Source organism: Kribbella catacumbae DSM 19601, assembly GCF_000372465.1.
In the GTDB taxonomy this organism is placed as follows: Bacteria; Actinomycetota; Actinomycetes; order Propionibacteriales; family Kribbellaceae; genus Kribbella; species Kribbella catacumbae.
Genome location: NZ_AQUZ01000020.1, coordinates 23,449 through 45,211, shown reverse-complemented (window position 1 = coordinate 45,211; position 21,763 = coordinate 23,449). Strand labels below are relative to the sequence as shown.

The window sequence follows — 21,763 nt, the reverse complement described above, 5'->3', positions numbered from 1 at the left end:
TACCCGCCAGCAACCAGAACAGAAGCCGCATGACCTCTGAGATGACTCCCGACCAGCAACCTGCCGCACCAAAGCTCGGTTTCCTGCGCAGTGCGACCGTGGTTGCGGTCGGCATGGCCATCATGAACGTAGCGGCTTACGGTTTCACCTTGTTTGCGGTCCGCAGGCTGGTGCCGGAGCAATTCAGCGCCGTTATCGCCCTTCTGGGCCTGCTGCTGATCGGCAACGTCGTACCGCTCGGGCTGCAGGCGTCAGGCGCCCGCCGGATCGCTACCCACACCGGCCCGGGCCAGGCGGCGCTAGCAGATTCCCTACTGAAGGCAGGGCGTCGGTCCGCACTCGGATTGACCCTGCTGTGCCTACTGGCCACCCCACTACTGATGTGGCTGCTACACATCGACTCGCTGCTCGCAGTACTGCTCCTGGCGCCCACACTCGGCTGCCTGAGCCTGATGGGCTCTCAGCTCGGCGTACTGCAAGGCGGGCAGAACTGGACCGAGCTGGCAGCCATGTACATGGCGGTCGGCGTCGGCCGGTTCGCGTTCGGGGCCGGTGCACTGGTGATCCACCCGAGTCTCACGGCGGCCATGATCGGTGTCGCCATCGGCGCGGCAGTACCGCCGCTGGTCGGCAGCTTCCTCCTCCGCGGCTCCACTGGCGGTACGCCGGAGCAGGTGAAGGAGGTACTGCGAGAAACGGTGCACGGCACCCACGCCCTGCTCGCCTTCTTCGCCATTGCCAACGCTGACGTACTGCTCGCCCGTTCTCTCATGGACGGCCAGCACAGCGGGTACTACGCCGCCGGCGTGATCGTGGCGAAGGCGTGCCTGTTCCTGCCGCAGTTCGTCATCGTGATCGTGTTCCCCTCACTGGCCAACTCCCCCGGCGACACCCTGCGACTCCGCCGGGCGATCCAGGCAGTGGCCGCGCTCGGCGTTTGCTGCGTCCTCGGCGCGCTACTCCTTCCGGACCTGGTGGTGACAGTTGCCGGCGGCAAGGAGAAGTACGCCACCCTCGGCTCCTTCGCGTGGCTCTTCGCCCTCGCCGGTTCCGCGTACGCCGTACTGCAGCTGGTCGTGTACGCCGCGATCGCGCAACAGGAGAAGCGTGCTGCGCTGCTGATCTGGATCGGGCTGGTCAGCTTGGCCGTGGCCGCCCTGATCGTCCTCGGCGCCGACCTCGTCACCGGCATCACCGCCATCAAGGTCCTGGTCGCGATGACCGCCACCTGCGCCCTGGCGCTGTCGGCCGCACTGTCGGCAGGACTCCACCGACAGACGGCCGACACCGCGTAGACCTCACCAGAGGCTGGACTTGGCGAACTTGCGGGCGAGCGTGTTCGCCAGCACCAGCAGGACCAGGCCGATCACCGAGCGGAACAGCCCGATCGCCGCGGCATAGCTGAACTGCGGCACCTGGGAGGCGAAGCCGAGCTTGTAGACGTAGGTGTCGATCACCTCCGACGTCTGCAGGTTCAAGGTGTTCTGCAACAGCAGGACCTTCTCGAACCCGACGGACATGATCGCGCCGATGTTCAGGATCAGCAGGATCACCGCCACCGGCCGGATGGCCGGCAGGTCGATGTGCCACACCCGGCGAAGCCTGGACGCTCCGTCGACGATCGCCGCCTCATGCAACTCGGGCGAGACGCTGGTCAGCGCGGCGAGGTAGATGATCGCCGAGAAACCCATCGTCTGCCAGGCACCGGACCAGACGTAGAGGTGCCGGAAGTAGTCCGGGTTGCTCAGTACGTCGATCGGCCCGATCCCGAACTGACCGAGGAAGAGGTTGAGCACGCCGCTGTTCGGGTCGACGATCACCACGATCAGGCCGACCACGACCACGGTCGAGATGAAGTGCGGCGCGTAGGTGATCAGCTGGACCGACCGCCGGTACCAGCGCCGCCGGGCCATGTTCAGGCCGAGCGCCAGCATGATCGGCAGCCAGAAGGTCGCGACCAGCTCGTAGACGTGCAGAATCAGTGTGTTCTTGATCAGCCGCCAGAACTGGTACGACTCGGCGAACCGCTCGAAATGCTTGAAGCCGACCCACCGGCTGCCGAGGATGCCGTCGACGATGTTGTAGTCCTTGAAGGCGATGATCGCGCCGTACATCGGCCAGTAGGCGAAGATCGCCAGCCAGATCAACGGCACGGCGAGCATCGCGTAGAGCTGCCAGTTGCGCCGCATCCTGGCGCCCAGGCTCTGCTTGTTGGGCCGGGCGCCGGCGTGCGCTGCCGGAATACGTCGTACCAGAGTGTCCGTGGCCATGGCGTCAGCCCTTCAACGAGCCGACCATGGCCCCCTTGACGAAGTGCTTCTGCACGAAGGGGTAGATCAGCAGTGGCGGAATGGTGGCGATCACGATCAGCGAGAACTTCAGCTGCTCCTGGAGTTCCTTCATCCGGATCAGCTCGGCGGTGTCGCGGACCTGGGAGGGGTCGAAGTTGTTCTGGATCAGGATCTGGCGAAGGATCATCTGCAGCGGGAACAGGTGCTCGTTGGTCAGGTAGATCAGCGCGTTGAACCAGGAGTTCCACTGGGCGACGGCGTAGAAGAGCAGGTTCACCGCGATGATCGGCTTGCTCAGCGGCAGGACGACGCGCCAGAAGAAGCCGAGGTCGGTGCAGCCGTCGACCTTCGCGGCCTCCACCAGTTCCTCAGGAATGGTCGACTGGAAGTAGGTCCGGGTGATGATCATGTTCCAGACCGCGAGCGCGGCCGGCAGGATGATCGCCCACCGGGTGTTCAGCAGGCCGACCCGGTCCACCACCAGGTAGGTCGGGATCAGGCCGCCGTTGAACATCATCGTGAAAACGAACAACGCCATGATGATGCCCTTGCCCGGAAGGCCTTTCCGGGACAGCGGGTACGCCGCGAGCAGGGTCAGCACAGTGGCCAGCAACGCGCCGCCGACGGCGTACACGACGGAGTTGCTGAAACCGCTGACGATCGAGTCGTAGTCGAAGACCGCCTTGAACGCTTCGGTGCTGAAGCCGACCGGCCAGAGCCAAACCTTGCCGGAGACAACGTTCTTCGGATCGCTCAGGGACGCGCTGACCACGTAGACCAACGGATAGAGCACCGCCAGCGTGAACAGGCCGAGGGCGGTGTAGTTGCAGATCATCACGATCCGGTCGGACCGGGTCTCACGAACCGGGGCGGGCGCGCCAGTCGGCGTGGCCGTGTCAGTTGCCATTGTCATCACCCCTGGTAGGTCTCGTAGGCGGCCTGCTGGATCTCCAGATAGGGCTGCAGCCCGATCCGGCTGATGCGGTCTTTGTAGTCACGCCACTGCCCGTCGTAGGCCGGATCGAGCTTGCCGGTGACGAACTTGGCCAGCGACGTGGTCACCTCGCCTTTGAGGTTCAGGCCTATCTCGGCGTCCTGCGCGGCCTGGTCGGCCTCCAGGGTGACCGGCGGGAACTCCATCTCCAGCGGCTGCTTGTAAGGGAAGAGCTGGTCCCGGGTCTGCTCGTACAGCGGCGACTCGAACGTCGGCTTCTGCGGATTCACCCGCTCGGCCAGGCGGAAGTCACCCGACCGGTACATCACGCCGAACTGGTCCCAGGTCTTGCCCTTGGTGGCGTCGGAGTTCCAGGTGGCGTCGAAGCCGTAGATGGACTGCTTGCCGTTGATGCCCTTGTCACCCTTGACCGACCAGCGGAAGTCGGGGCCGGCGTACGAGCGCAGTACGGCCTCGAGATCCAGCTGGAAGTCGGCCCAGCGGACCAGCAGATCGGGACGCTTGCACTTGCGGGTGACGACGAGGGTCGAGACCTCGAGACCGACCTTGAGGTAGTTCCAGGCGGCGTACCGGATGCCGTTCGGGCCCTCCAGGGGCGGGACCGTCTCGTACTGGTGCCAGCGCGCGTTCGGGTCGGTCTGGTCGATGGTGAGGAACGAGCCCCAGTAGTACGCACGCGCTCCACCGACCAGCGGGGCGCCGGGATTGTTGCCGTAGCGGTTCATCTGATCGGTGTCGGCGGTGAAGATGTCCTTGTTCAGCAGGCCGTCGGCGTACAGACCGCGCAGGTACTTCAGCGCCTCGCGCCACTCGTCCTTGACGTAGTTCGCCTCGACCTTGCCGTCGTTGACCACCAGCCAGGGGTCGCCGGGGTTGTAGAGGAAGGCGTTCATGAAATAGGTGTCCAGCGCCGCGTCCTTGTAGCCGGCGAACGGGATCGTCTTGCCGCGGCCGCCGAGGTCGGCCTTCTTGAACGCGGTCAGTACTTCGCGGAACTCGTCGGTCGTCTTCGGCATCGCCAGGCCGACCTTGCGGATCCAGTCGGTGTTGAGCAGGGTGCGGCCGTTCGAGGCCCGGCAGTGATAGCAGTCGTTGATGTCGGGGAAGCTGTAGATGCCCTTGTCCGGCGACCTGATCAGCCGGCGCGCCTCGGGGTAGTCCTTCATCGCCTGCTGAAGGTTGGGCGCATATTTGTCCAGGTAGGCGTTCAGGTCGACGAAAAGGTTCTGCGCCCCGTACAGGTAGAGCTGCGAGCGGGTGAAGGTCACGCCCAGGAAGGCATCCGGGATGTCACCGGCCGCCATCATCGCGTTCACCTTCGTCATCGTCTCCGGGTCGTCGCCCTTGCCTGCGACCTGCCGGAACTGGATCCGGATCCCGGTCTGCTGTTCCATCCACTGCGTGAAGGCGTTCTTGTTCCAGTCGCCGATTGTCAGGTTCTGCGGCACGACCACGGTGAAGGTGACCTGCTCCGTGACGATCGCCCGCTGCTCCCGCGCGACCGGACCGACGTACCCGGGCGGGTAGTTGATGCCGGTTTTCTTGGGGGCGAGCTCCACGGCCGGCGCGCTGAGGCTCGCGGGAGCCGCACCGGCCGCGGCCTCGCCGGAACTGCAACCACTCAAGACTCCACTACCGCCCGCCGCGGCTATCCCGAGCGCTCCAGCGACGAACGAGCGCCGCTTCACCCCGGCCGTTCTCAGGTCTTCTTGCATCCCGCCTCCCGATGCAGACAATGAGATATCCGATAGGATCTCGGATCTTTGAAAGGGGAGACTGCCACAGAGTCTTTGACAACGAAAGACCGAACGTTCAGGGAACGATTGCTGACCGACATCGATCGGTCACCGTCAGCTCCTTACGGCAAACGCTTGCTTGGCTTGCTCCCCAGCCGTCGGCTTCTTGCAAGAGGCAACCCTGGCCTGGCTAGGCTCGGGCGCATGACGACGCCGAAGTTCATCCTCACCTTGCGCGAGAAGATCGGCCACGACCTGCTCTGGCTGACCGGGATCACCGGGGTCGTGCTGGACACCGAGGAGCGAGTCCTCCTGGTACGCCGAACCGACAACGGCCGCTGGTCCCTGCCGGCCGGCATCCTCGAACCCGGCGAGCAACCCGCGATCGCCATGATCCGGGAGATCCAGGAAGAGACCGCCGTGGAAGCGGAGATCGACCGGCTGGTCAGCATCGACGCCCTGCCACCCGGCTCCTACCCGAACGGCGACCAGGTCCAGTTCCTCGACCTCTGCTTCCGCTGCCACCCTCTGCGCGGCGAGGCCCGGGTCAACGACGACGAGTCCCTCGCGGTCGGCTGGTTCCCCCTCGCCGCGCTGCCCGAAGGCCTGGCATCCCGTGAGCTCGAGTGCATCACAAACGCTCTGAAACCTGACGAGCTCCCGCTGTTCGCTCGCTGACGCAGTGCATCAGCTTTCAGTCGCGCCAGACATAGAGCACCCACCAGCCGTCGGGCACAGTCAGTTCGCAGACATAACGACCGCCCGAGAGTTTGCCGTCGGCATTGCACTCCTGGAAGGTCGAATACTCCCCTACTCGCTCCCATCCTTGGACGGCGTAGCTCGTCTCGGTCGCCGGGGCCGGTGAAGCGCTGGCGGGCGCCGCACCGAACACGCCGATCCCCGCGGCCAGCACGGCGGTCACCAAAAATGTCTTACGCATGAGCATCATCTCCGCAATGAAGTCGATCATCTGCCGGATCAAGTGCTTCATTTGAAAGCGGATGACAACGACCGTCCATCAATTCGACGAGGACCCGTCGCTATCAGTCTGCGTCACCCGGGCGGCGTAGTTCCTGTTGGAGTTCGCGGAGCCAGCGCTCGCGGGCGGTTGGTTGGTCGGCCAGGACGGCGGCGAGTTGGCGGCGGAGTGCGGTGGACTTGCCGCCTTCGACCAGGAGGGCGGCTTCGGCGAGGGCGTAGCGGGTCTTTTTGTCACGGCCGGGTACGGCGACCTCGGGGTCGCTCCAGCGGGTTCGCCGGAACGACGCCGCCGTCTTCGGCTGGTTGTTACCGAAGTAGCCCCACACCCAGTGGTCAAGAGACACGTTCCGGATGGCGGAAGCCGGCAACGCTCCAGTCCAGTCCGCGTGCTGCTGCCAGCGCCAGGCGTTCGGGCTCGTCTTTCGCCGGATCGTGATCCCGACGAACCGCAACTGCCGCCGGATCACGTCCCACTGCGCACGGTCGTCGTCGATCCACTCGCGCAGCAGCTCGTACAGGTTCTCGAAGGTCGACCCTTCGTGTACGAGATCGACGAAAACCGTCGGCCTCCCCCGCATCAGGTCGGCCGGCGCCAGCCCAGCGGCGCTTAGGTTCGTCCGCAGCTGGGCCGTCTCGGCGACCGTGAGCCCCTTGCCGTCAATCCCGTACAAGGACAGCGGCAGGGGATGCAGCCGGTCCTTCCACGAGGTGCTGGCCAGCGCGCCGCTCAGCAGGTCGAACAGGCTGTCCACGGACCGGCCCACGAAGTACAGATCTCCGTCTGCGCATTGGGCCAGCACCCGGCCGGCGCAGCTGACCAGCTCGTCGAGATACCAGAGGTCGAGCTCGGGCAGGTCGTCAAGCAGGGAGCCGAGCTGGTCCGGCCGCACCAGATCCCACCGGAACGGCCGGTTCGGCTCCTCAGGCATCCTCAGTGGGCGGCTTCGTGCCAGGTACGGCCGACACCCACGGAGACGTCCAGCGGGACGGCCATTTCGACGGCTGCGCCCATGTCGCGGCGGACCAGTTCTTCCAGGGCCTCGCGTTCGCCAGGAGCGATCTCGAAGACCAGTTCGTCGTGGACCTGGAGGAGCATGCGGGACTTCAGGCCGGAGGACTTCAGGGAGGCATCGACCTTCAGCATCGCCATCTTGATGACGTCGGCGGCCGAGCCCTGGATCGGTGCGTTGAGAGCCATCCGCTCGGCCATCTCGCGGCGCTGGCGGTTGTCGCTGGTCAGGTCGGGGAGGTAGCGGCGGCGGCCGAGGATGGTCTCGGTGTAGCCGCTCTTGCCGGCCTCGAGCACGATGCTGCGCAGGTAGTCGCGGACTCCGCCGAAGCGCTCGAAGTACTCGTCCATCAAGCCCTTCGCCTCGTCCACGCCGATCTTCAGCTGCTGGCTCAGCCCGTACGCCGACAGGCCGTACGCCAGGCCGTAGTTCATCGCCTTGATCTTGGCGCGCATCTCCTGCGTCACCTCGCCGGGCTGCACCGAGAAGACGCGCGCGGCCGTCACCGAGTGGAAGTCCTCACCGGAGTTGAACGCGTCGATCAGGCCCTGGTCCTCCGACACGTGCGCCATGATCCGCATCTCGATCTGGCTGTAGTCGGCCGACATCAGGGCCTCGAAGCCCTCGCCGACGACGAACGCCTCGCGGATCCGGCGGCCTTCCTCGGTCCGGATCGGGATGTTCTGCAGGTTCGGGTCGGTCGAGCTGAGCCGCCCGGTCGCAGCGATCGTCTGGTTGAACGTCGTGTGGATCCGCGCGTCCGTCGGGCTGATCGTCTTCAGCAGCCCCTCGACCGTCTGCCGCAGCCGGGTCGCGTCGCGATGCGCGAGCAGGTACGCCAGGAACGGGTGCTCGGTCTTCTCGAACAGCGACTGCAGCGAGTCCGCGTCGGTCGTGTACCCCGTCTTGGTCCGCTTGGTCTTCGGCATCTGCAGCTCGTCGAACAGCACCACCTGCAGCTGCTTCGGCGATCCGAGGTTGATCTCCTTACCGATCACCTCGTACGCCGACGTCGCCGCCTCCCGGACGCCGGTGGCGAACCGCGCCTCGAGCTCCTCCAGGTACGGCCGGTCGACCGAGATCCCGTCGCGCTCCATCGCCGCGATCACGTCGATCAGCGGCAGCTCCACGTCGGCGAGCAGCGGCGTACCGGCCTGCTTCTCCAGCTCGGCGTCGAGCGTGTCGGCCAGGTCGGCGATCGCCCGGGCGCGCAGCATCGTCGCGTCCGCAGCCGGACCGCCCTCGATGTCGTCGAAGCTGAGCTGACCGTTGTCGGCCTCCTCGGTGCGCAGCTCACGCTTCAGGTACCGCACGGTCAGGTCGGCCAAGTCGTACGACCGCTGATCCGGGCGCACCAGATACGCGCTCAGCTGGGTGTCGGAGGTGAGCCCGCCGAGCGACCAGCCGCGCTCCAGGAACCCGAGCAGCGGGCCCTTCGCGTCGTGCAACGCCTTCGGCTGCTTCGGGTCGGCGAGCCAAGCCTGCCAAGCAGCATCGTCATCCGGAGTCAGCGTGCCCGGGTCGAACCAGGCTGCCGCACCCGTCGACGTCGCCAGCGCGAGGCCGGTGATCTCGCCGGTCCCACGACCCCAGCTGCCCTGTACTGCGACGCCGGTGCGCGCGCCGGTGGACACGTGCTCCTTGATCCACGCGGCGACCTCGCCGGGCTTCAGCTGCGTGCCCTCGAGGTCGAAGCCCTCCTCGATCGTCTCCTCGACCTGCTCGTGCTCGGCGACCAGCCGCTCGCGCAGTACCCGGAACTCCAGGCTGTCGAACAGGGTGTGCACCTTGTCCCGGTCCCACGGGTGCCGGACCAGGTCGTCGATGGACACGTCCAGCGTCAGGTCGCGGACCAGCTCGTTGATCTGCCGGTTCCGGATCACGTCGGACAGGTGCTCGCGCAGCGACTCACCGGCCTTGCCCTTGATCTCGTTCACCCGGTCGATCACGTCGTTCAGCGAACCGAACTGGTTCAGCCACTTCGCCGCGGTCTTGTCGCCGACCCCGGGCACGCCCGGCAGGTTGTCGCTCTTCTCCCCCACCAGCGCGGCCAGATCCGGATAGAGCCGCGGCGGGATCCCGTACTTCGCCTCGACCGCCGCCGGGTCCATCCGGGCGATCTCGGAGACGCCGCGCTTTGGGTACAGCACAGTGACGTTCTCGTTGATCAGCTGGAAGGCGTCCCGGTCGCCGGAGCTGATCAGTACCTCGAAGCCCTGCTCGTCGGCCTGCGTCGCGAGCGTGGCGATGATGTCGTCGGCCTCCCAGCCGTCGATCTCGGTGGTCGGCACGCGGAGCGCCTCCAGCACCTCCTTGACCAGCGAGACCTGCCCCTTGAACTCGTCCGGCGACTTCGACCGGCCGGCCTTGTACTCCGTGTACTGCTCGGAGCGGAAGGTCTTGCGGGAGACGTCGAACGCGACACAGATGTGCGTCGGCTGCTCGTCGCGCAACATGTTGATCAGCATCGAGGTGAAGCCGTACACCGCGTTGGTGTGCTGACCGGTCGTGGTGGAGAAGTTCTCCACCGGTAGCGCGAAGAACGCCCGGTACGCGAGCGAGTGCCCGTCCAGCAGCAGGATCCGCGGTCGCGCGGTGGAGCCGTCCACCGCCGTACCCGGGTCCTTGGTCATCGTCGAGGAGTCTGTTTCAGGAGCCACATAGCGACTCTAGTGGGTCCCGCCGACAGTTTTCGCACCCGCACGCGGGGCTCACGTAGCCTTCTCCCCATGAGTGACGACAACACCGGCGCCGAGTTGCCGCCGGGGATGATGACCGAGGGAACGCTGCTCGACCTGATGGGCATCGCCGTCACCGAGGCGACACCGGACCGGGTCGTCGCGACCATGCCGGTGAAGGGCAACGTCCAGCCGTACGGGCTGCTGCACGGCGGCGCGTCCTGCGTGCTCGCCGAGAGCCTCGGCTCGATCGGCTCAGCGCTGCACGCGGCGGCGTACGGGAAGGTCGCGGTCGGCGTCGACATCAACGCGACTCATCACCGGGCGGTCCGTGACGGCATCGTCACCGGAGTCGCCACGCCGATCTACCTCGGCCGCACCACCACGTCGTACGAGGTCGTCATCACCGACGAGCGGGACAAGCGGGTCTGCACCGCCCGGATCACGTGCCAGCTGATTCAGGCGCCGCCGGGAGCCTGAGCTCGCCGAACTCCGCCTCATCGTGATCGTGGTTCTCCAGGGCCGGGCGCGCGAGCTGAGCCCGGCGGGCCAGTACGGAACGCCTTGACGACAGCAGGGCGAGCAGGTTGGGCGCGTGCTCGGCCGCGAGTCGGCGCCGCACGGTGTGGGTGCTCGCGAAGCGCAGTACGCCGGCCTGCCCGAGGCCTAAGCGGGCAAGGAACCTGTTTGCTTCCCGGGCGACCGGTGGGGCGACGACGGCCAGATGCGGGCAGTTCTCGTGCTCGGCCCACGCGGCCGCTTCCGCGATCAGCGCCTTGCCCAGGCCGTGCCGGCGGGCGTGATCGCTGACGTGCAGGTACTCCACGGTCACGGCGACCTCGTCGTGCAACGGGCTGATCGGGGTCTGGCGCAGATAGGCCATCCCACCCAGCTCGCCGTCGATCTCACCGACGATCAGCCGGCCGGACGGATCCTCCGCGTGCTTGGCCACCGACGACTGGGCGGACTCCACGGACGGCGCCGCGAGCAACCGCGCCTGGTGCCCGGTTCCGACCGCCATCTCGCGCCAGAGCGTCACCAATGCATCGGCGTCGGCCGGATGGGCGTCGCGCACCTCGATGGCTGGTGCCACGTGGCCCTCCTAGATCCTGATCCACCCCCGAGGTGAACAGGGCGAGCAGATACGCTCATCCCCCGCGCAACAGTAGGGCTTCAGGGGGCACTTGCAAAGCTGTGACTCGCCCACCCGACCGCCCCATACTCGCGGTCACATCCGGCGCCTGAATGGAATCGGGAGACCAGGGTTTGTTCATCGGGATCGGTACTGTCGTGAACGTCGCGGCAGTCCTCGTCGGCTCTGTCCTGGGCGTTCTGATCGGTCATCGGCTGAGTCTTCGGACCCGCGATCTGGTCACCGACGCGCTCGGCCTGGTCACGCTGCTGATCGCGATCAGCCGACCGGGGCGGTGGGGTGGGCTAAGTATTAGACAGCACTCGCCGTGGGCGACAAGGTGCTGAGCGACGCCGTCGGGGACAGCGCGCCGGTACTGATCGTGCTCGGCGCGATGCTGATCGGCGGGATCGCCGGCTCGTTGCTGCGGATCGAGCAGCGGCTGGAAGGGCTGGGCTCGTGGATGCAGCATCGGTTCAGCCGTGGCGAAGGCGAGAGCACATTCGTTGAGGGCTTCGTCTCCGCCTCGATGGTGTTCTGCGTCGGGCCGCTGACCTTCCTGGGCGCGTTGTCCGACGGTTTGGGTCGCGGTGCCGACCAGCTGTTCCTGAAGTCGGTCCTCGACGGCTTCGCCTCGATCGCCTTCGCGGCATCACTTGGCTGGGGCGTGGCGGCCTCCGCGGTCGTCGTACTGGTCATACAGGGCCTGATGACGGCCGTCGGCGCAGTACTGGGTGACGTACTCCCCGAGGCGCACGTGACCGCCCTGGGAGCCACCGGCGGGCTGTTGCTGATCGGGGTCGCCATGCGACTGCTGAAGATCAAGCAGATCGCCGTCGCCGACCTGCTGCCGGCCCTGATCGTCGCGCCCCTCCTGGTCCAGCTGCTCATCGTCATCCGCCGCTGACCTGGTTGCCAACAGCAAGCAGCCCCGGCCTCGTCTCCGAGGTCGGGGCTGCCGGCAACCAGTACTGCGTTGTGCCTAGTCCTCGCCGAGGTACGCCTTGCGGACGTCGTCGTTGACGAGCAGCTCACTGCCCGAGCCGGACAGCACGATCTTGCCGACCTCGAGCACGTAGCCGTAGTCAGCGCGCTTGAGCGCCGCCTGGGCGTTCTGCTCGACCAGCAGGATCGTCGTGCCCTGCCGCTGCAGTTCCGTCACCGTCGACATGATCCGCTTCATCATGATCGGCGACAGCCCCATCGAGGGCTCGTCCAGCATCATCAGCTTGGGCTTGCTCATCATCGCGCGGCCCATCGCGAGCATCTGCTGCTCACCGCCCGAGAACGTACCGGCCGGCTGCTTGCGCCGCTCCCCCAGGATCGGGAACAGGTCGTACGCCGCATCCAGATCTGCCCGGATCGCCGCCTGATCGTTGCGCGCGAACGCACCGAGCAGCAGGTTCTCCTGCACCGACAGCCGGGGGAAGATCCGCCGGCCCTCCGGCGAGTGGGCCAGACCCATGCTGACAATGTCGTGCGCCGGGGTCTTGTCGATCCGCTGGCCCTGAAAGTAGATCTCCCCATGGGTCGGCCTGAGCAGCCCGGAGATGGTGCGCAGCGTCGTCGTCTTGCCGGCGCCGTTGGTACCGATCAGCGAGACGACCTGGCCCTGCTCAACCGAGAAGCTGATCTTCTTGACGGCGACGATCTTGCCGTAGGCAACTTCCAGGTTCTTGACCTCGAGCATCGCGGTCATGGCGTGACCTCCCCGTCGCCGTCGGCCGCCGGCGCGTCCTGCGGCCGCTCCTCGTCCTCGTCCTCACCGGTACCGATGTACGCCTCGATCACGCGCGGATCGGACTGCACCTCGTCCGGTGTGCCCTCGACCAACGTCTCCCCGCGGACCAGGCAGAGCACCCGGTCACACAGGTTGAAGATGAACCGCATGTCGTGCTCGATCACCACCACCGACAGCCCCGAGTCCCGGATCTTGAAGATCAGGTCACTGGCCTGCCGGGTCTCCTGCGGATTCATGCCGGCCGTCGGCTCGTCCAGCAGGATGAGCTTCGGGTCGGTGGCCAGCGCACGGGCGATCTCGAGCCGCCGCTGGTCGCCATACGGCATGTTCCTGGCGAGGTGCTCGGTGGACTTGCCGAGCCCGACGAACTCGAGCAGCTCCTGGGCCCGGTCCCGGGTGGCGCGCTCCTCGCGGCGGAACTTCGGTCCACGGATGATCGAGGTCAACGCCATCGAGCTGGTCCGGCAGTAGCGTCCGACCATCACGTTCTCGAGCGCGGTCATGTTGGCGAACAGCCGGATGTTCTGGAAGGTGCGGGCCATCCCCGCCCGGACGACGGCCCTGGGCTTGGGCGCCAGCGGTGCGCCCGCGAACCGGACCTGACCCCCGGTCGGCTTGTACAGACCGGTGAGACAGTTGAAGAACGTCGTCTTGCCGGCGCCGTTCGGACCGATCAGGCCGACGATCTCGCCCTCGCGAACAGTCAGGTTCACGTCGTTGACAGCCAGCAGACCACCGAACCGCATGGTCACACCGGCCGCCTCGAGCACCGGCTCGCCGAAGGCCGGAGCCGGTTGGCGGACCGTTTCGGTGACAGTCATTTCGCCTCCTCGACAAGTTCGCTCTCGATGGCCAACGCGAGTTCCTCGTCCTCCTCGTGGAATTCCAGCTTCCGGCGTCTGCTGGCGACCAGCCCCTCGGGCCGGAACCGCATCATCAGAACCAGCGTCAGGCCGAACAGCAGCAGCCGGTACTCGGAGAAGAAGCGCATCTTCTCCGGCAGCAGCTTGAGGAGGGTCGCACCGATCAGCACGCCGGCAATGGTGCCCATTCCGCCCAGCACGATCGCCGCGAGCAGGAACGCCGACTCGAGGAAGATGTACTGGTCGGGACTGACCGCACCGTCCTGGTGCGCCTTCAGCGTGCCCGCCAGGCCGGCCAGGAAGGCGCCGACCGCGAAGGCCAGGATCTTCAGGCCGAAGACGTTCACACCCATCGCCTCGGCGGCCTTCTCGTCCTCGCGGATGGCGATCCAGCCCCGGCCGATCCGGCTGTCGTTCAGCCGGGAGAAGACCAGGATGATGAAGCCGAGCAGCAGCAGGAGCACGAAGTAGTAGTTCGAGAACCGGCCCAGCTCGATGCCCAGCACAGTGTGCGGGTCACCGAAGTTGAAATTGCCGATCTCGAGCTCCGGGATTCCCGGGATGCCGTTCGGGCCGTTGGTCAGGTTCGGACCGTTGTTTCCGTCCAGGTTGAACATCGAGAACCGGAAGATCTCACCGAAGCCCAGCGTCACGATGGCCAGGTAGTCTCCCGAGACCCGCAGGGTCGGCGAACCGATGATCAGGCCGAGCGTCGCTGCCACCAAGCCTCCGACCAGCATGACCACCAGGAACGGCGGCTTCCAGCCGATGGTGGCGAATGCCGACTGCGAGAGCGAGGCCGCGACATACGCACCTGAACCGAGGAAGGCGATGTAGCCGAGGTCGAGCAGACCGGCAAGACCGACCACGATGTTCAGACCCATCGCGGTGGCCGCGAAGATCAGCACGGAGGTGGCGATCGACATGTTCGCGTCCGAACCGTTCTGGGTGAACGGGAAGAAGAACGCGACCGCGAACGCGGCCAGCGTGAGCACCTTCTTCTGACGGGTGGCCACGTGACTGAACCAGGTCATCGTCCCGGTCCTGAACATGGCGGCGATGACCCCGCCGGCGAACACCAGGAAAAGCACGAACGACCAGGCGTCCTCACGGGCCAGCGCGTACGCCGCACCGAAGAGGATGCCCGCCATCACCACCGCGATGCCGGCGATCTCGAGCCAGCCCGGCACCTTGGTCTCGCTCAGGTCGCGAAGCTCTCGCAGCGGGATGACCCGGGAGCCTGCGAAGAGCAACAGCGCGCCGACGAAGGAGACCCAGCCGCCGGGGTCGATGTTGACCAGACCACTCGACTCCGTGGTGATCGCGACCAGGATGCCCACCATATAGATCAGCAGCCAGACACTGAGCGCCCGGAGGCCGAGTGCGGCGTCGAGCCAGTGGCCCATCACGGAGTACAGCGGCCCCTTGACCATGAGCAGCAGGGCGAGTGCAAGCAGCGCGGCGATGATCGCGAGGATCTGCAGCCCGCCCGGATACCCGTAGACCGAGAGGTCACCGAGGATCTGCCGGTCGAAGCTCCAGGACATGAACGAGCCGATGATCACCAGAGCGACACCGGCGAGGCCGACGGGCCAGCCCTTGGCCGCGTGCTTCGCGACGAAGGTGTCGGGCAAGGTTGGGAAACTCATGCGCGGTCCACCACCCTTGCTCCGAGAAGGCCCTGCGGCCGGAAGACGAGGACCAGGATCAGGATGACGAACGCCCAGACATCTTTCCAGGTGCCACCACCGAACTGGCCCGGTACGTACTGCGTGGCCATCGACTCGACCAGGCCGAGCACCAGGCCGCCGACCACGGCGCCCTGGATGTTGCCGATACCACCCAGCACCGCGGCGGTGAACGCCTTCAGACCGGCGATGAAGCCCATCTTGAAGTCGATGTTGTTGTTCTGCAGACCCTGCGAGACACCGGCTATCGCGGCCAGTACGGCGCCGAGCGCGAAGGCGACCACGATGATGCGGTCCACGTTGATGCCCATCAGGCGGGCGGTGTCCGGATCCTGGGAAACCGCCAGCATGCCGCGACCGAGCCGGGTCCGGTTGATGAAGTACCAGAGCAGGATCGCGCAGACGACGAGTGCCCCGATGGTGAAGATCGCCGAGCGCTGGACCGTCACGTCACCGATCTGCACGGCCGTTCCGCTGACCACGTCGAGCTGCGGGAATGGGATCCGCTGCTTCGCACTCGGGAAGTCCGCGAAGGGGATCCGGTCGTAGAAGACCCGGACGAGCTCCTGAAGGAAGACCGAGATGCCGATGGCGGTGATCAGCGGTGCCAGGCGTGGCGCGTTCCGCAGGGGACGGTACGCGACACGCTCCATCAGCACTGCGGTTCCGACCGCCGCGATCATGGCGCCGATGATCATGATCGGCAGGATCCATACGCCGGTCTGACCGTCGAAGAAGAGCAGGTAGGTGCTCAGTGCGCCGAACGCACCGATCATGAAGACCTCGCCATGGGCGAAGTTGATGAGCTGCACGATGCCGTAGACGACGGTGTACCCGACGGCTATCAGAGCGTACAGCGATCCGAGAGTCAGCCCGTTCACGAGCTGCTGAAGAAACTGGTCCACGTCGACCTCCAAACCGAATCAGTTCCGACATGACTCGGGGGTGGGAGTCACTCCCACCCCCGAGTCATGAGGTCGACCTACTACCCCGTGAAGGTCGCGGTCTCCACCGTGGCCCACTTGCCGCTGGCCACCTTGTAGACCGTCAGCACCTTGGACGTGGTGTCGCCGTACTGGTCGAACGCGACCGCACCGGTCACGCCATCGAACTTCACCTTGCTGAGCTCGTCGACCGTGGCCTTACGAGCCGACTCGACGTCCTTTGCGTCCTTCAGCGAGACCTTCAGCGCGGCGATGATGGCGTTGGCCGCGTCGAAGGAGTAGCCGCCGTACGCCGCGTACGGGTCCTTGAAGCCGGCCGCGTTGTAGTCCGTGACGAACTTCTGGGCCGAGGGCAGCGCCTCGACCGGCGCGCCGACGGAGGTGGCCAGGTCGCCCTCACTGGTCTTGCCACCAAGAGCGATGTACTTCGGGTCGTAGATGCCGTCGCCGCCCATCAGGGGGACCTTCAGGCCCGCGGCCTTCATCTGCTGCGAAAGCGGACCGGCGTTCGGGTACTCACCGCCGTAATACACGGCCTGCGGGGCACTCGGCTTCACCGCGGAGATGACGGCCTGGTAGTTCGAGTCGTCCGGGTTGATGGTCTCGGCCGCGACCACCTGACCGCCCAGCTTCTTGAACTCCGCAGCGAAGGTGCCGACCAGACCCTGGCCGTAGGCCTTCTTGTCGTGGATCGTGGCGACCTTGGTGATTTTCGCCTTCTCGAACAGGTACCGGGCCGCGACCGGACCCTGGATCGCATCGGTCGTGCAGGTGCGGAAGTAGGTCGGGTAGGCCCGCTTCGGGTCGGTCTGCCAAGCCGCGCCCGCGGTCAGGCTCGGGTTGGTGTTGGCCGGCGAGACCTGAACGATGTTCTTCGGCGCGAGGACCGGCTGGACCTGCAGTGCGACGCTCGAGTTCAGCGTGCCGACCACGCCGATCACGTCCTTGTCGGAGGACAGGGACGTCGCGGCGTTCTTGCCGACGTCCGGCTTGGCCTCGTCGTCCTTCGCGTCGACCTCGAGCTTCCAACCAGGGATCGCGTTGGAATCGTTGGCCTGCTTGACGGCCAACTCGACCGAGTGCTGGATACCCAGACCCAACGCCGACAGGTCACCCGATAGCGGCGCGATGACGCCGATCTTGGCGGTCTTCGTCGTGGTACCGGAGCCACCGCCCTCGTCGTTGCTGCGTGAACCGCAGGCAGTCAGGGCCAACGACGCAACGATCAGCGACGCGCCGACCCGTACTACGGAACGCTGCTGCACTGTTCCTCCCATGTCTGGATAGTCCGAGCAACCCCCGGACTCCCGCGAAAGCCGCGAGCACCCGCAGGTTAGACCTCCGGGATACCTACAAGCGAACGTGACCCAGCGTGTGTTGTGAGGTCGTTACAGCGGTAAGCAGCATGAGGACGAGTGACGACTGTTGGAACCGCTTACCCGCTCATCTTGGGTGGGCAGAAAGTGATTCAGCCGTCACTGCCTGCCTCGTCAACAACCAACTCCGCGACCTGGCGCATGGAAACTCTCTTGTCCATGGCGGTTTTCTGGATCCACCGGAACGAATCCGGCTCCGACAGCCCGAACTTGGTCTGCAGTACCGACTTGGCCCGATCGACCAACTTGCGCGTCTCCAGCCGCTCGGCCAGATCGGCCACCTCACGCTCGAGCTCGGCCAGTTCGACGTACCGGGAGGAGGCGATCTCGATGGCCGGCAGCAGATCCGCCTTGGAGAACGGTTTCACCAGGTACGCCATCGCCCCGGCGTCCCGGGCCCGCTCGACCAGCTCGCGCTGCGAGAACGCGGTCAGCATCAGCACCGGCGCGATCCGGTCGCCCGCGATCTTCTCGGCGGCACTGAGCCCGTCCAGCTTCGGCATCTTGACATCGAGAATCACCAGATCCGGCCGATGCTCCGTCGCCAGCCGGATGGCTTCCTCCCCATCCCCCGCCTGCCCGACAACGTCGTACCCCTCCTCAGCCAGCATCTCCGCCAGATCCATCCGAATCAGCGCTTCATCCTCAGCAATCACGACCCGCTTGGCATTCACAGGCACCACCCTAGCGATCCCCGCTCAGCTCTTCGGCCCGACAAACCGATCCAACGCCTCGACGCCTTCCTTGCGACTGACAGCAACCAGGTTCCGCCGCGGCAGCCGCCAGGGAATCGCGAGCAGATCGAGGGCGCTGGTCAAGATGCCGATGATGTCCTTCGACTCGTTGGAGAACATGTACCTGCCGTACTCGTACCGCCTGATCTCCCCACCCGCGATCGGGCGAGTAGGTCCAGTTCGCGATCCGGCAGCCGTCGGAATGAAACAAACCCCGCAGCAACTTTTCGGGGTACTTGGCAACGATCTCCAGCTGCCAGTCGACCAACTCGATCTTCCGCAGATGCTTCCGCCCGGGTCCATGCTGAGGAAACAGACAGGGCCAGTGCTTCCACCGCACCTCGATGCGGATCGCATGCCCATTCCGCAGACATGGACTCCCTGTCGGCTTAACCAGCCGCATCGTTGCAGCGATCTCCTGGTTGAGCACCGGATACTTCGGGTCGTTCGAGATCGACAACACATACACACCACGCTTCGCCAGCACGATGTGCCCATCACCCAGGTACCACCCCAGCAACAGCGCGTACGCCGCTTCGTCAAGCTCGGCACCATCGCACCGCGGACACGGTGTCGGCTGGAAGCCCTGCCCACGCGGCAACCCAAGCCGCTGGTACTGCCGACGCCACCGTCTGATGGTCTTGATCGCCACACCGTGGATCTCGGCGTTGGCCCGATCACTCACTCCGTTGTCCGACATCCGTAAAGCGGAGTCAACCGTCTCCTGCGACCGAAAGTGAGGCATGTCTCATGGTGGCGCCGGCCACCGACAGTTTTGTGCCGGGTGTGGGATTTGAACCCACAAGCCCTTGCGGGCAATGGTGTTTGAGACCATCGCGTTTGCCTAGTTTCGCCAACCCGGCAAGGTTGCAGAGAAACTCTAGCCGGTCCGGGCTCAACCTCGCACCTCGCCCCCGCAAGCGGTATGCGTGTCGCCGAAACCGGCCATCCACTTGCTGGCTAGCTCCGGGCTGATTGTCGGTGCTCGCTGGGATGCTCGGTGGATGTACGACGAGCGGGTGCGGCGGTTGGCGGCGGAGGCGCTCGCCGGTGGCGAGACTCTGAGCGCGATCAGTCGGCGGCTCGGGGTGAGCCGGTCTACTCTCCGTGACTGGCGGGACCATCCGGACCCGAAGATCCGCCCGACAGACTGCCAACGCTGCACCAACGGGCAGCTTCCTGGTGCGGACTATGCGCACCTGCTTGGCCTCTACCTGGGCGACGGCTGTCTGTCGGCGCTGAAGAAGGACGTCTACTCGCTGCGGATCGCCTGCGACGACAAGTACCCACGTCTGATCGACGAGGCCGCCGGCGCGATTGCTGCGATCCATCCGAATCGGCCGGTACACCGGGTTCAGGCAGTCGGCTACACGTCAGTTCTTTCGTACTGGAAGCACTGGCCGTGCCTCTTCCCCCAACACGGCGTCGGACCGAAGCACGTGCGCGAGATCGAACTGGCCGATTGGCAGCGGGATCTGGTGATCGGCGAGCCCGGCCTGTTCCTCCGAGGACTGTTCAACTCCGACGGCTGCCGGGTGACGAACTGGACGATCCAGCTCGTCGGCGGCGAGAGGAAGCGGTACGAATACCCGCGCTACCAGTTCTCCAACGAGTCGGCCGACATCATGGCGTTGTGCCAGTGGGCGCTGGACCTGGTCGCCATCCCATGGCGAATGCCCCGGCGCAACATCCTGTCAGTCGCCAGACGAGAGGCGGTCGCGGCGCTCGACCAGTACGTCGGCCCGAAGTCGTGAATGAGAGTCCTGGGGTGGGGAGTTCTTCCGTGGGCGCTGCATGCCATGGAGGGGGCGCGATGGTGGGTCGGCGTACGCGAAATCCGCAGCGCGTGAAGGGTTTTAGCCGCTCCGTGACAAAAATCCTTCACACGAACGACTCCGCCGAGGACCGAACCCTCCGGAGCACGGGTGCCCCACTCAGCCCAGCCACGTCGACGGAGCTGACGGGCTGATCGGCACGGCTGGCCCGGCGCACTCCGCGAGATAGGGCAGCCACTCGCTGCTTTCGTTGGCCGCGACGCAGGAGGGGCGCCCCGGGGTTGGTTGGTCGCGGGGTACAGATGGGTGAGGCGGCCGGTCAGATGGCCGGCCGCCTCGGAGGTGCTTGGTGCGAAGTTGGTCAGTGCCGGTACGCCGGGGCTGCGCCGCCGATGGCGTCGCCCATTCGGTGGACTCGGAGGGCGTTGGTGGAGCCGGGGATGCTGGGGGGTGAGCCGGCCACGATGACGACCAGGTCGCCCTTTTGGAGTTTGCCCAGCTCGAGGAGGCGCTGGTCGACCTGGCGGACCATGTCGTCGGTGTGTTCGACGGTCGGGACGATGTGGGTCTCGATGCCCCAGACGACGCTCAGCCAGGCGCTGACGGACGGGACGGGAGTGAACGCGAGGACCGGGATCTCGGTGCGGTACCGGGCCAGCCGCAGGGCGGTGTCGCCGCTCTGGGTGAAGGCGACCAGGTACTTCGCTTCCATCCGGTCGGCGACGTCGGCCGCCGCCTTGGCGATCACGCCGCCCTTGGTGCGCGGTTCCCAGTCGATCTCCGCGACCCGGCCGAGGCCGTGCTGCTCGGTCGACGCGACGATGCGGGCCATCGTCTTGACCGTCTCGATCGGGAACCGGCCGACGCTGGTCTCACCGGACAGCATCACCGCGTCGGCGCCGTCGAGCACCGCGTTGGCGACGTCGGAGGCCTCGGCCCGGGTCGGCCGCGGCGCCGAGATCATCGACTCCAGCATCTGGGTGGCGACGATCACCGGCTTCGCGTTCAGCCGGGCCTGGTCGATGATCAGCTTCTGGACCAGCGGGACCTCTTCCAGCGGGAGCTCCACGCCGAGGTCACCGCGGGCGACCATGAAGCCGTCGAAGGCCTCGATGATCTCGTCCAGGTTGGCGACCGCCTGCGGCTTCTCGATCTTGGCGATCACCGGTACCCGGTGACCCTCCTCTTCCATGATCTTGTGCACGATCTGGATGTCGGACGCGTCCCGGACGAAGGACAGCGCGATCATGTCGGCCGGCAGGTGCAGGGCCCAGCGCAGGTCCTCCACGTCCTTTTCCGACATGGCCGGCACGCTGACCGCGACGCCCGGCAGGTTGATGCCCTTGTGGTTCGACACCGGCCCGCCGACGACGACCCGGCAGATGACGTCGGTCTCGGTCACCTCTTCGGCTTCCAGAGCGATCCGGCCGTCGTCGATGAGCAGCTGATCACCCGCCTTGACGTCGCCGGGCAGCCCGTCGTACGTCGTACCGCAGATGGTGACGTCACCCGGTACCTCCCGGGTGGTGATGGTGAAGCGCTCGCCGTAGGTCAAGGTGACCTTGCCTTCGGCGAACTCCGCCAGCCGGATCTTGGGGCCCTGCAGGTCGACGAGGATGCCGACGTTTTGGCCGGTCTCCTCCGCTGCAGCGCGAATCCGGTGGTAGATGCGCTCATGCTCGGCGTGGGCGCCGTGGCTCAGGTTCAGCCTTGCGACGTCCATACCTGCTTGGACGAGTTCCAGGATGCGCTCAGGGGCGGCCGTAGCCGGGCCGAGCGTACAAACGATCTTTGCGCGACGCACGTCACAAAACCCTACTCCTACAAGACCACTGGCCCGCTGGTCCGCCCCCGTTACT

The 21,763-nt window shown here is 66.1% G+C and carries 21 protein-coding genes and 1 tRNA gene; 6 read left to right on the top strand and 16 right to left on the bottom strand.

All coding sequences use genetic code 11. The features are described 5' to 3' along the window. The first annotated feature begins 29 nt into the window (after window positions 1–29). Window positions 30–1,295, top strand: coding sequence for an MATE family efflux transporter (locus tag A3ES_RS0121130; RefSeq protein ID WP_157630655.1), 1,266 nt, complete (start codon window positions 30–32; stop codon window positions 1,293–1,295). 3 nt (window positions 1,296–1,298) lie between these two features. Here A3ES_RS0121130 and A3ES_RS0121125 read toward each other — a convergent pair whose 3' ends face one another. From A3ES_RS0121125 to A3ES_RS0121115, 3 genes are read right to left on the bottom strand one after another with little or no spacing between them, the layout of a single operon-like run. After that, entirely contained in the window at window positions 1,299–2,270 is a 972-nt protein-coding gene (locus tag A3ES_RS0121125; protein WP_020388835.1) for an ABC transporter permease, read from the bottom strand. Window positions 2,271–2,274: 4 nt separating this feature from the next. Further along, a complete protein-coding gene (locus A3ES_RS0121120) occupies window positions 2,275–3,198 on the bottom strand; it encodes a carbohydrate ABC transporter permease (protein WP_026163068.1) in 924 nt (307 codons plus the stop codon). Window positions 3,199–3,203: 5 nt separating this feature from the next. Then, window positions 3,204–4,961 (bottom strand): extracellular solute-binding protein, encoded by a 1,758-nt coding sequence (locus tag A3ES_RS0121115; protein ID WP_020388833.1) that lies wholly within the window; start codon window positions 4,959–4,961, stop codon window positions 3,204–3,206. A gap of 225 nt (window positions 4,962–5,186) precedes the next feature. Between A3ES_RS0121115 and A3ES_RS0121110 the strand changes: the two genes are divergently transcribed. Continuing rightward, a complete protein-coding gene (locus A3ES_RS0121110) occupies window positions 5,187–5,660 on the top strand; it encodes an NUDIX hydrolase (RefSeq protein WP_020388832.1) in 474 nt (157 codons plus the stop codon). A 16-nt stretch (window positions 5,661–5,676) separates the two neighbouring features. On the opposite strand, the gene A3ES_RS0121105 is transcribed toward A3ES_RS0121110, so the two are convergent. The 3 genes from A3ES_RS0121105 to polA are packed head-to-tail and all read right to left on the bottom strand — an operon-like array spanning window position 5,677 to window position 9,606. Then, on the bottom strand, window positions 5,677–5,973 hold the full coding sequence (locus tag A3ES_RS0121105; protein WP_020388831.1) for a hypothetical protein: 297 nt from the start codon (window positions 5,971–5,973) through the stop codon (window positions 5,677–5,679). Window positions 5,974–6,025: 52 nt separating this feature from the next. Continuing rightward, window positions 6,026–6,892 (bottom strand): hypothetical protein, encoded by an 867-nt coding sequence (locus A3ES_RS55535; RefSeq protein WP_020388830.1) that lies wholly within the window; start codon window positions 6,890–6,892, stop codon window positions 6,026–6,028. 2 nt (window positions 6,893–6,894) lie between these two features. Beyond that, window positions 6,895–9,606 (bottom strand): DNA polymerase I, encoded by a 2,712-nt coding sequence (gene polA, locus A3ES_RS0121095; protein ID WP_020388829.1) that lies wholly within the window; start codon window positions 9,604–9,606, stop codon window positions 6,895–6,897. 96 nt (window positions 9,607–9,702) lie between these two features. Between polA and A3ES_RS0121090 the strand changes: the two genes are divergently transcribed. Next, entirely contained in the window at window positions 9,703–10,131 is a 429-nt protein-coding gene (locus tag A3ES_RS0121090) for a hotdog fold thioesterase (RefSeq protein ID WP_020388828.1), read from the top strand. Here A3ES_RS0121090 and A3ES_RS0121085 read toward each other — a convergent pair. Further along, a complete protein-coding gene (locus tag A3ES_RS0121085; protein WP_020388827.1) occupies window positions 10,094–10,744 on the bottom strand; it encodes a GNAT family N-acetyltransferase in 651 nt (216 codons plus the stop codon). The genes A3ES_RS0121090 and A3ES_RS0121085 overlap by 38 nt on opposite strands. Before the next feature lie 152 nt (window positions 10,745–10,896). Here A3ES_RS0121085 and A3ES_RS56780 point away from each other — a divergent pair, with 152 nt between their 5' ends. After that, window positions 10,897–11,130 carry a DUF554 family protein gene (locus A3ES_RS56780; protein ID WP_272944632.1) on the top strand — a complete coding sequence of 78 codons (234 nt, stop codon included), beginning with the start codon at window positions 10,897–10,899 and terminating at the stop codon, window positions 11,128–11,130. Further along, window positions 11,112–11,690, top strand: coding sequence for a DUF554 domain-containing protein (locus A3ES_RS47885; protein WP_272944631.1), 579 nt, complete (start codon window positions 11,112–11,114; stop codon window positions 11,688–11,690). The genes A3ES_RS56780 and A3ES_RS47885 overlap by 19 nt, the downstream gene beginning before the upstream one ends. 75 nt (window positions 11,691–11,765) lie before the next feature. On the opposite strand, the gene A3ES_RS0121075 is transcribed toward A3ES_RS47885, so the two are convergent. From A3ES_RS0121075 to A3ES_RS0121040, 8 genes are all read right to left on the bottom strand, one after another. Then, window positions 11,766–12,482: an ABC transporter ATP-binding protein gene (locus A3ES_RS0121075; protein WP_020388826.1), complete on the bottom strand. Its 717-nt coding sequence runs from the start codon at window positions 12,480–12,482 to the stop codon at window positions 11,766–11,768. Further along, complete coding sequence (locus A3ES_RS0121070) at window positions 12,479–13,345, bottom strand: ABC transporter ATP-binding protein (protein ID WP_020388825.1); 867 nt, start codon at window positions 13,343–13,345, stop codon at window positions 12,479–12,481. The genes A3ES_RS0121075 and A3ES_RS0121070 overlap by 4 nt, the downstream gene beginning before the upstream one ends. Continuing rightward, entirely contained in the window at window positions 13,342–15,036 is a 1,695-nt protein-coding gene (locus A3ES_RS0121065; RefSeq protein WP_020388824.1) for a branched-chain amino acid ABC transporter permease, read from the bottom strand. The genes A3ES_RS0121070 and A3ES_RS0121065 overlap by 4 nt, the downstream gene beginning before the upstream one ends. Beyond that, window positions 15,033–15,980 carry a branched-chain amino acid ABC transporter permease gene (locus tag A3ES_RS0121060; protein ID WP_026163066.1) on the bottom strand — a complete coding sequence of 316 codons (948 nt, stop codon included), beginning with the start codon at window positions 15,978–15,980 and terminating at the stop codon, window positions 15,033–15,035. The genes A3ES_RS0121065 and A3ES_RS0121060 overlap by 4 nt, the downstream gene beginning before the upstream one ends. 80 nt (window positions 15,981–16,060) lie before the next feature. Continuing rightward, complete coding sequence (locus tag A3ES_RS0121055) at window positions 16,061–17,296, bottom strand: branched-chain amino acid ABC transporter substrate-binding protein (protein WP_169501787.1); 1,236 nt, start codon at window positions 17,294–17,296, stop codon at window positions 16,061–16,063. 191 nt (window positions 17,297–17,487) lie between these two features. Beyond that, window positions 17,488–18,078 carry an ANTAR domain-containing response regulator gene (locus A3ES_RS47880; protein ID WP_040455160.1) on the bottom strand — a complete coding sequence of 197 codons (591 nt, stop codon included), beginning with the start codon at window positions 18,076–18,078 and terminating at the stop codon, window positions 17,488–17,490. A 15-nt stretch (window positions 18,079–18,093) separates the two neighbouring features. After that, on the bottom strand, window positions 18,094–18,249 hold the full coding sequence (locus A3ES_RS56155) for a hypothetical protein (RefSeq protein WP_020388820.1): 156 nt from the start codon (window positions 18,247–18,249) through the stop codon (window positions 18,094–18,096). Between the two features lie 658 nt (window positions 18,250–18,907). After that, window positions 18,908–18,992, bottom strand: a tRNA-Leu gene (locus tag A3ES_RS0121040). Between the two features lie 141 nt (window positions 18,993–19,133). Between A3ES_RS0121040 and A3ES_RS0121035 the strand changes: the two genes are divergently transcribed. Continuing rightward, a complete protein-coding gene (locus A3ES_RS0121035; protein ID WP_020388819.1) occupies window positions 19,134–19,883 on the top strand; it encodes a helix-turn-helix domain-containing protein in 750 nt (249 codons plus the stop codon). A gap of 382 nt (window positions 19,884–20,265) precedes the next feature. Here A3ES_RS0121035 and pyk read toward each other — a convergent pair whose 3' ends face one another. After that, on the bottom strand, window positions 20,266–21,708 hold the full coding sequence (gene pyk, locus A3ES_RS0121030; protein WP_026163065.1) for a pyruvate kinase: 1,443 nt from the start codon (window positions 21,706–21,708) through the stop codon (window positions 20,266–20,268). Window positions 21,709–21,763 lie beyond the last annotated feature (55 nt).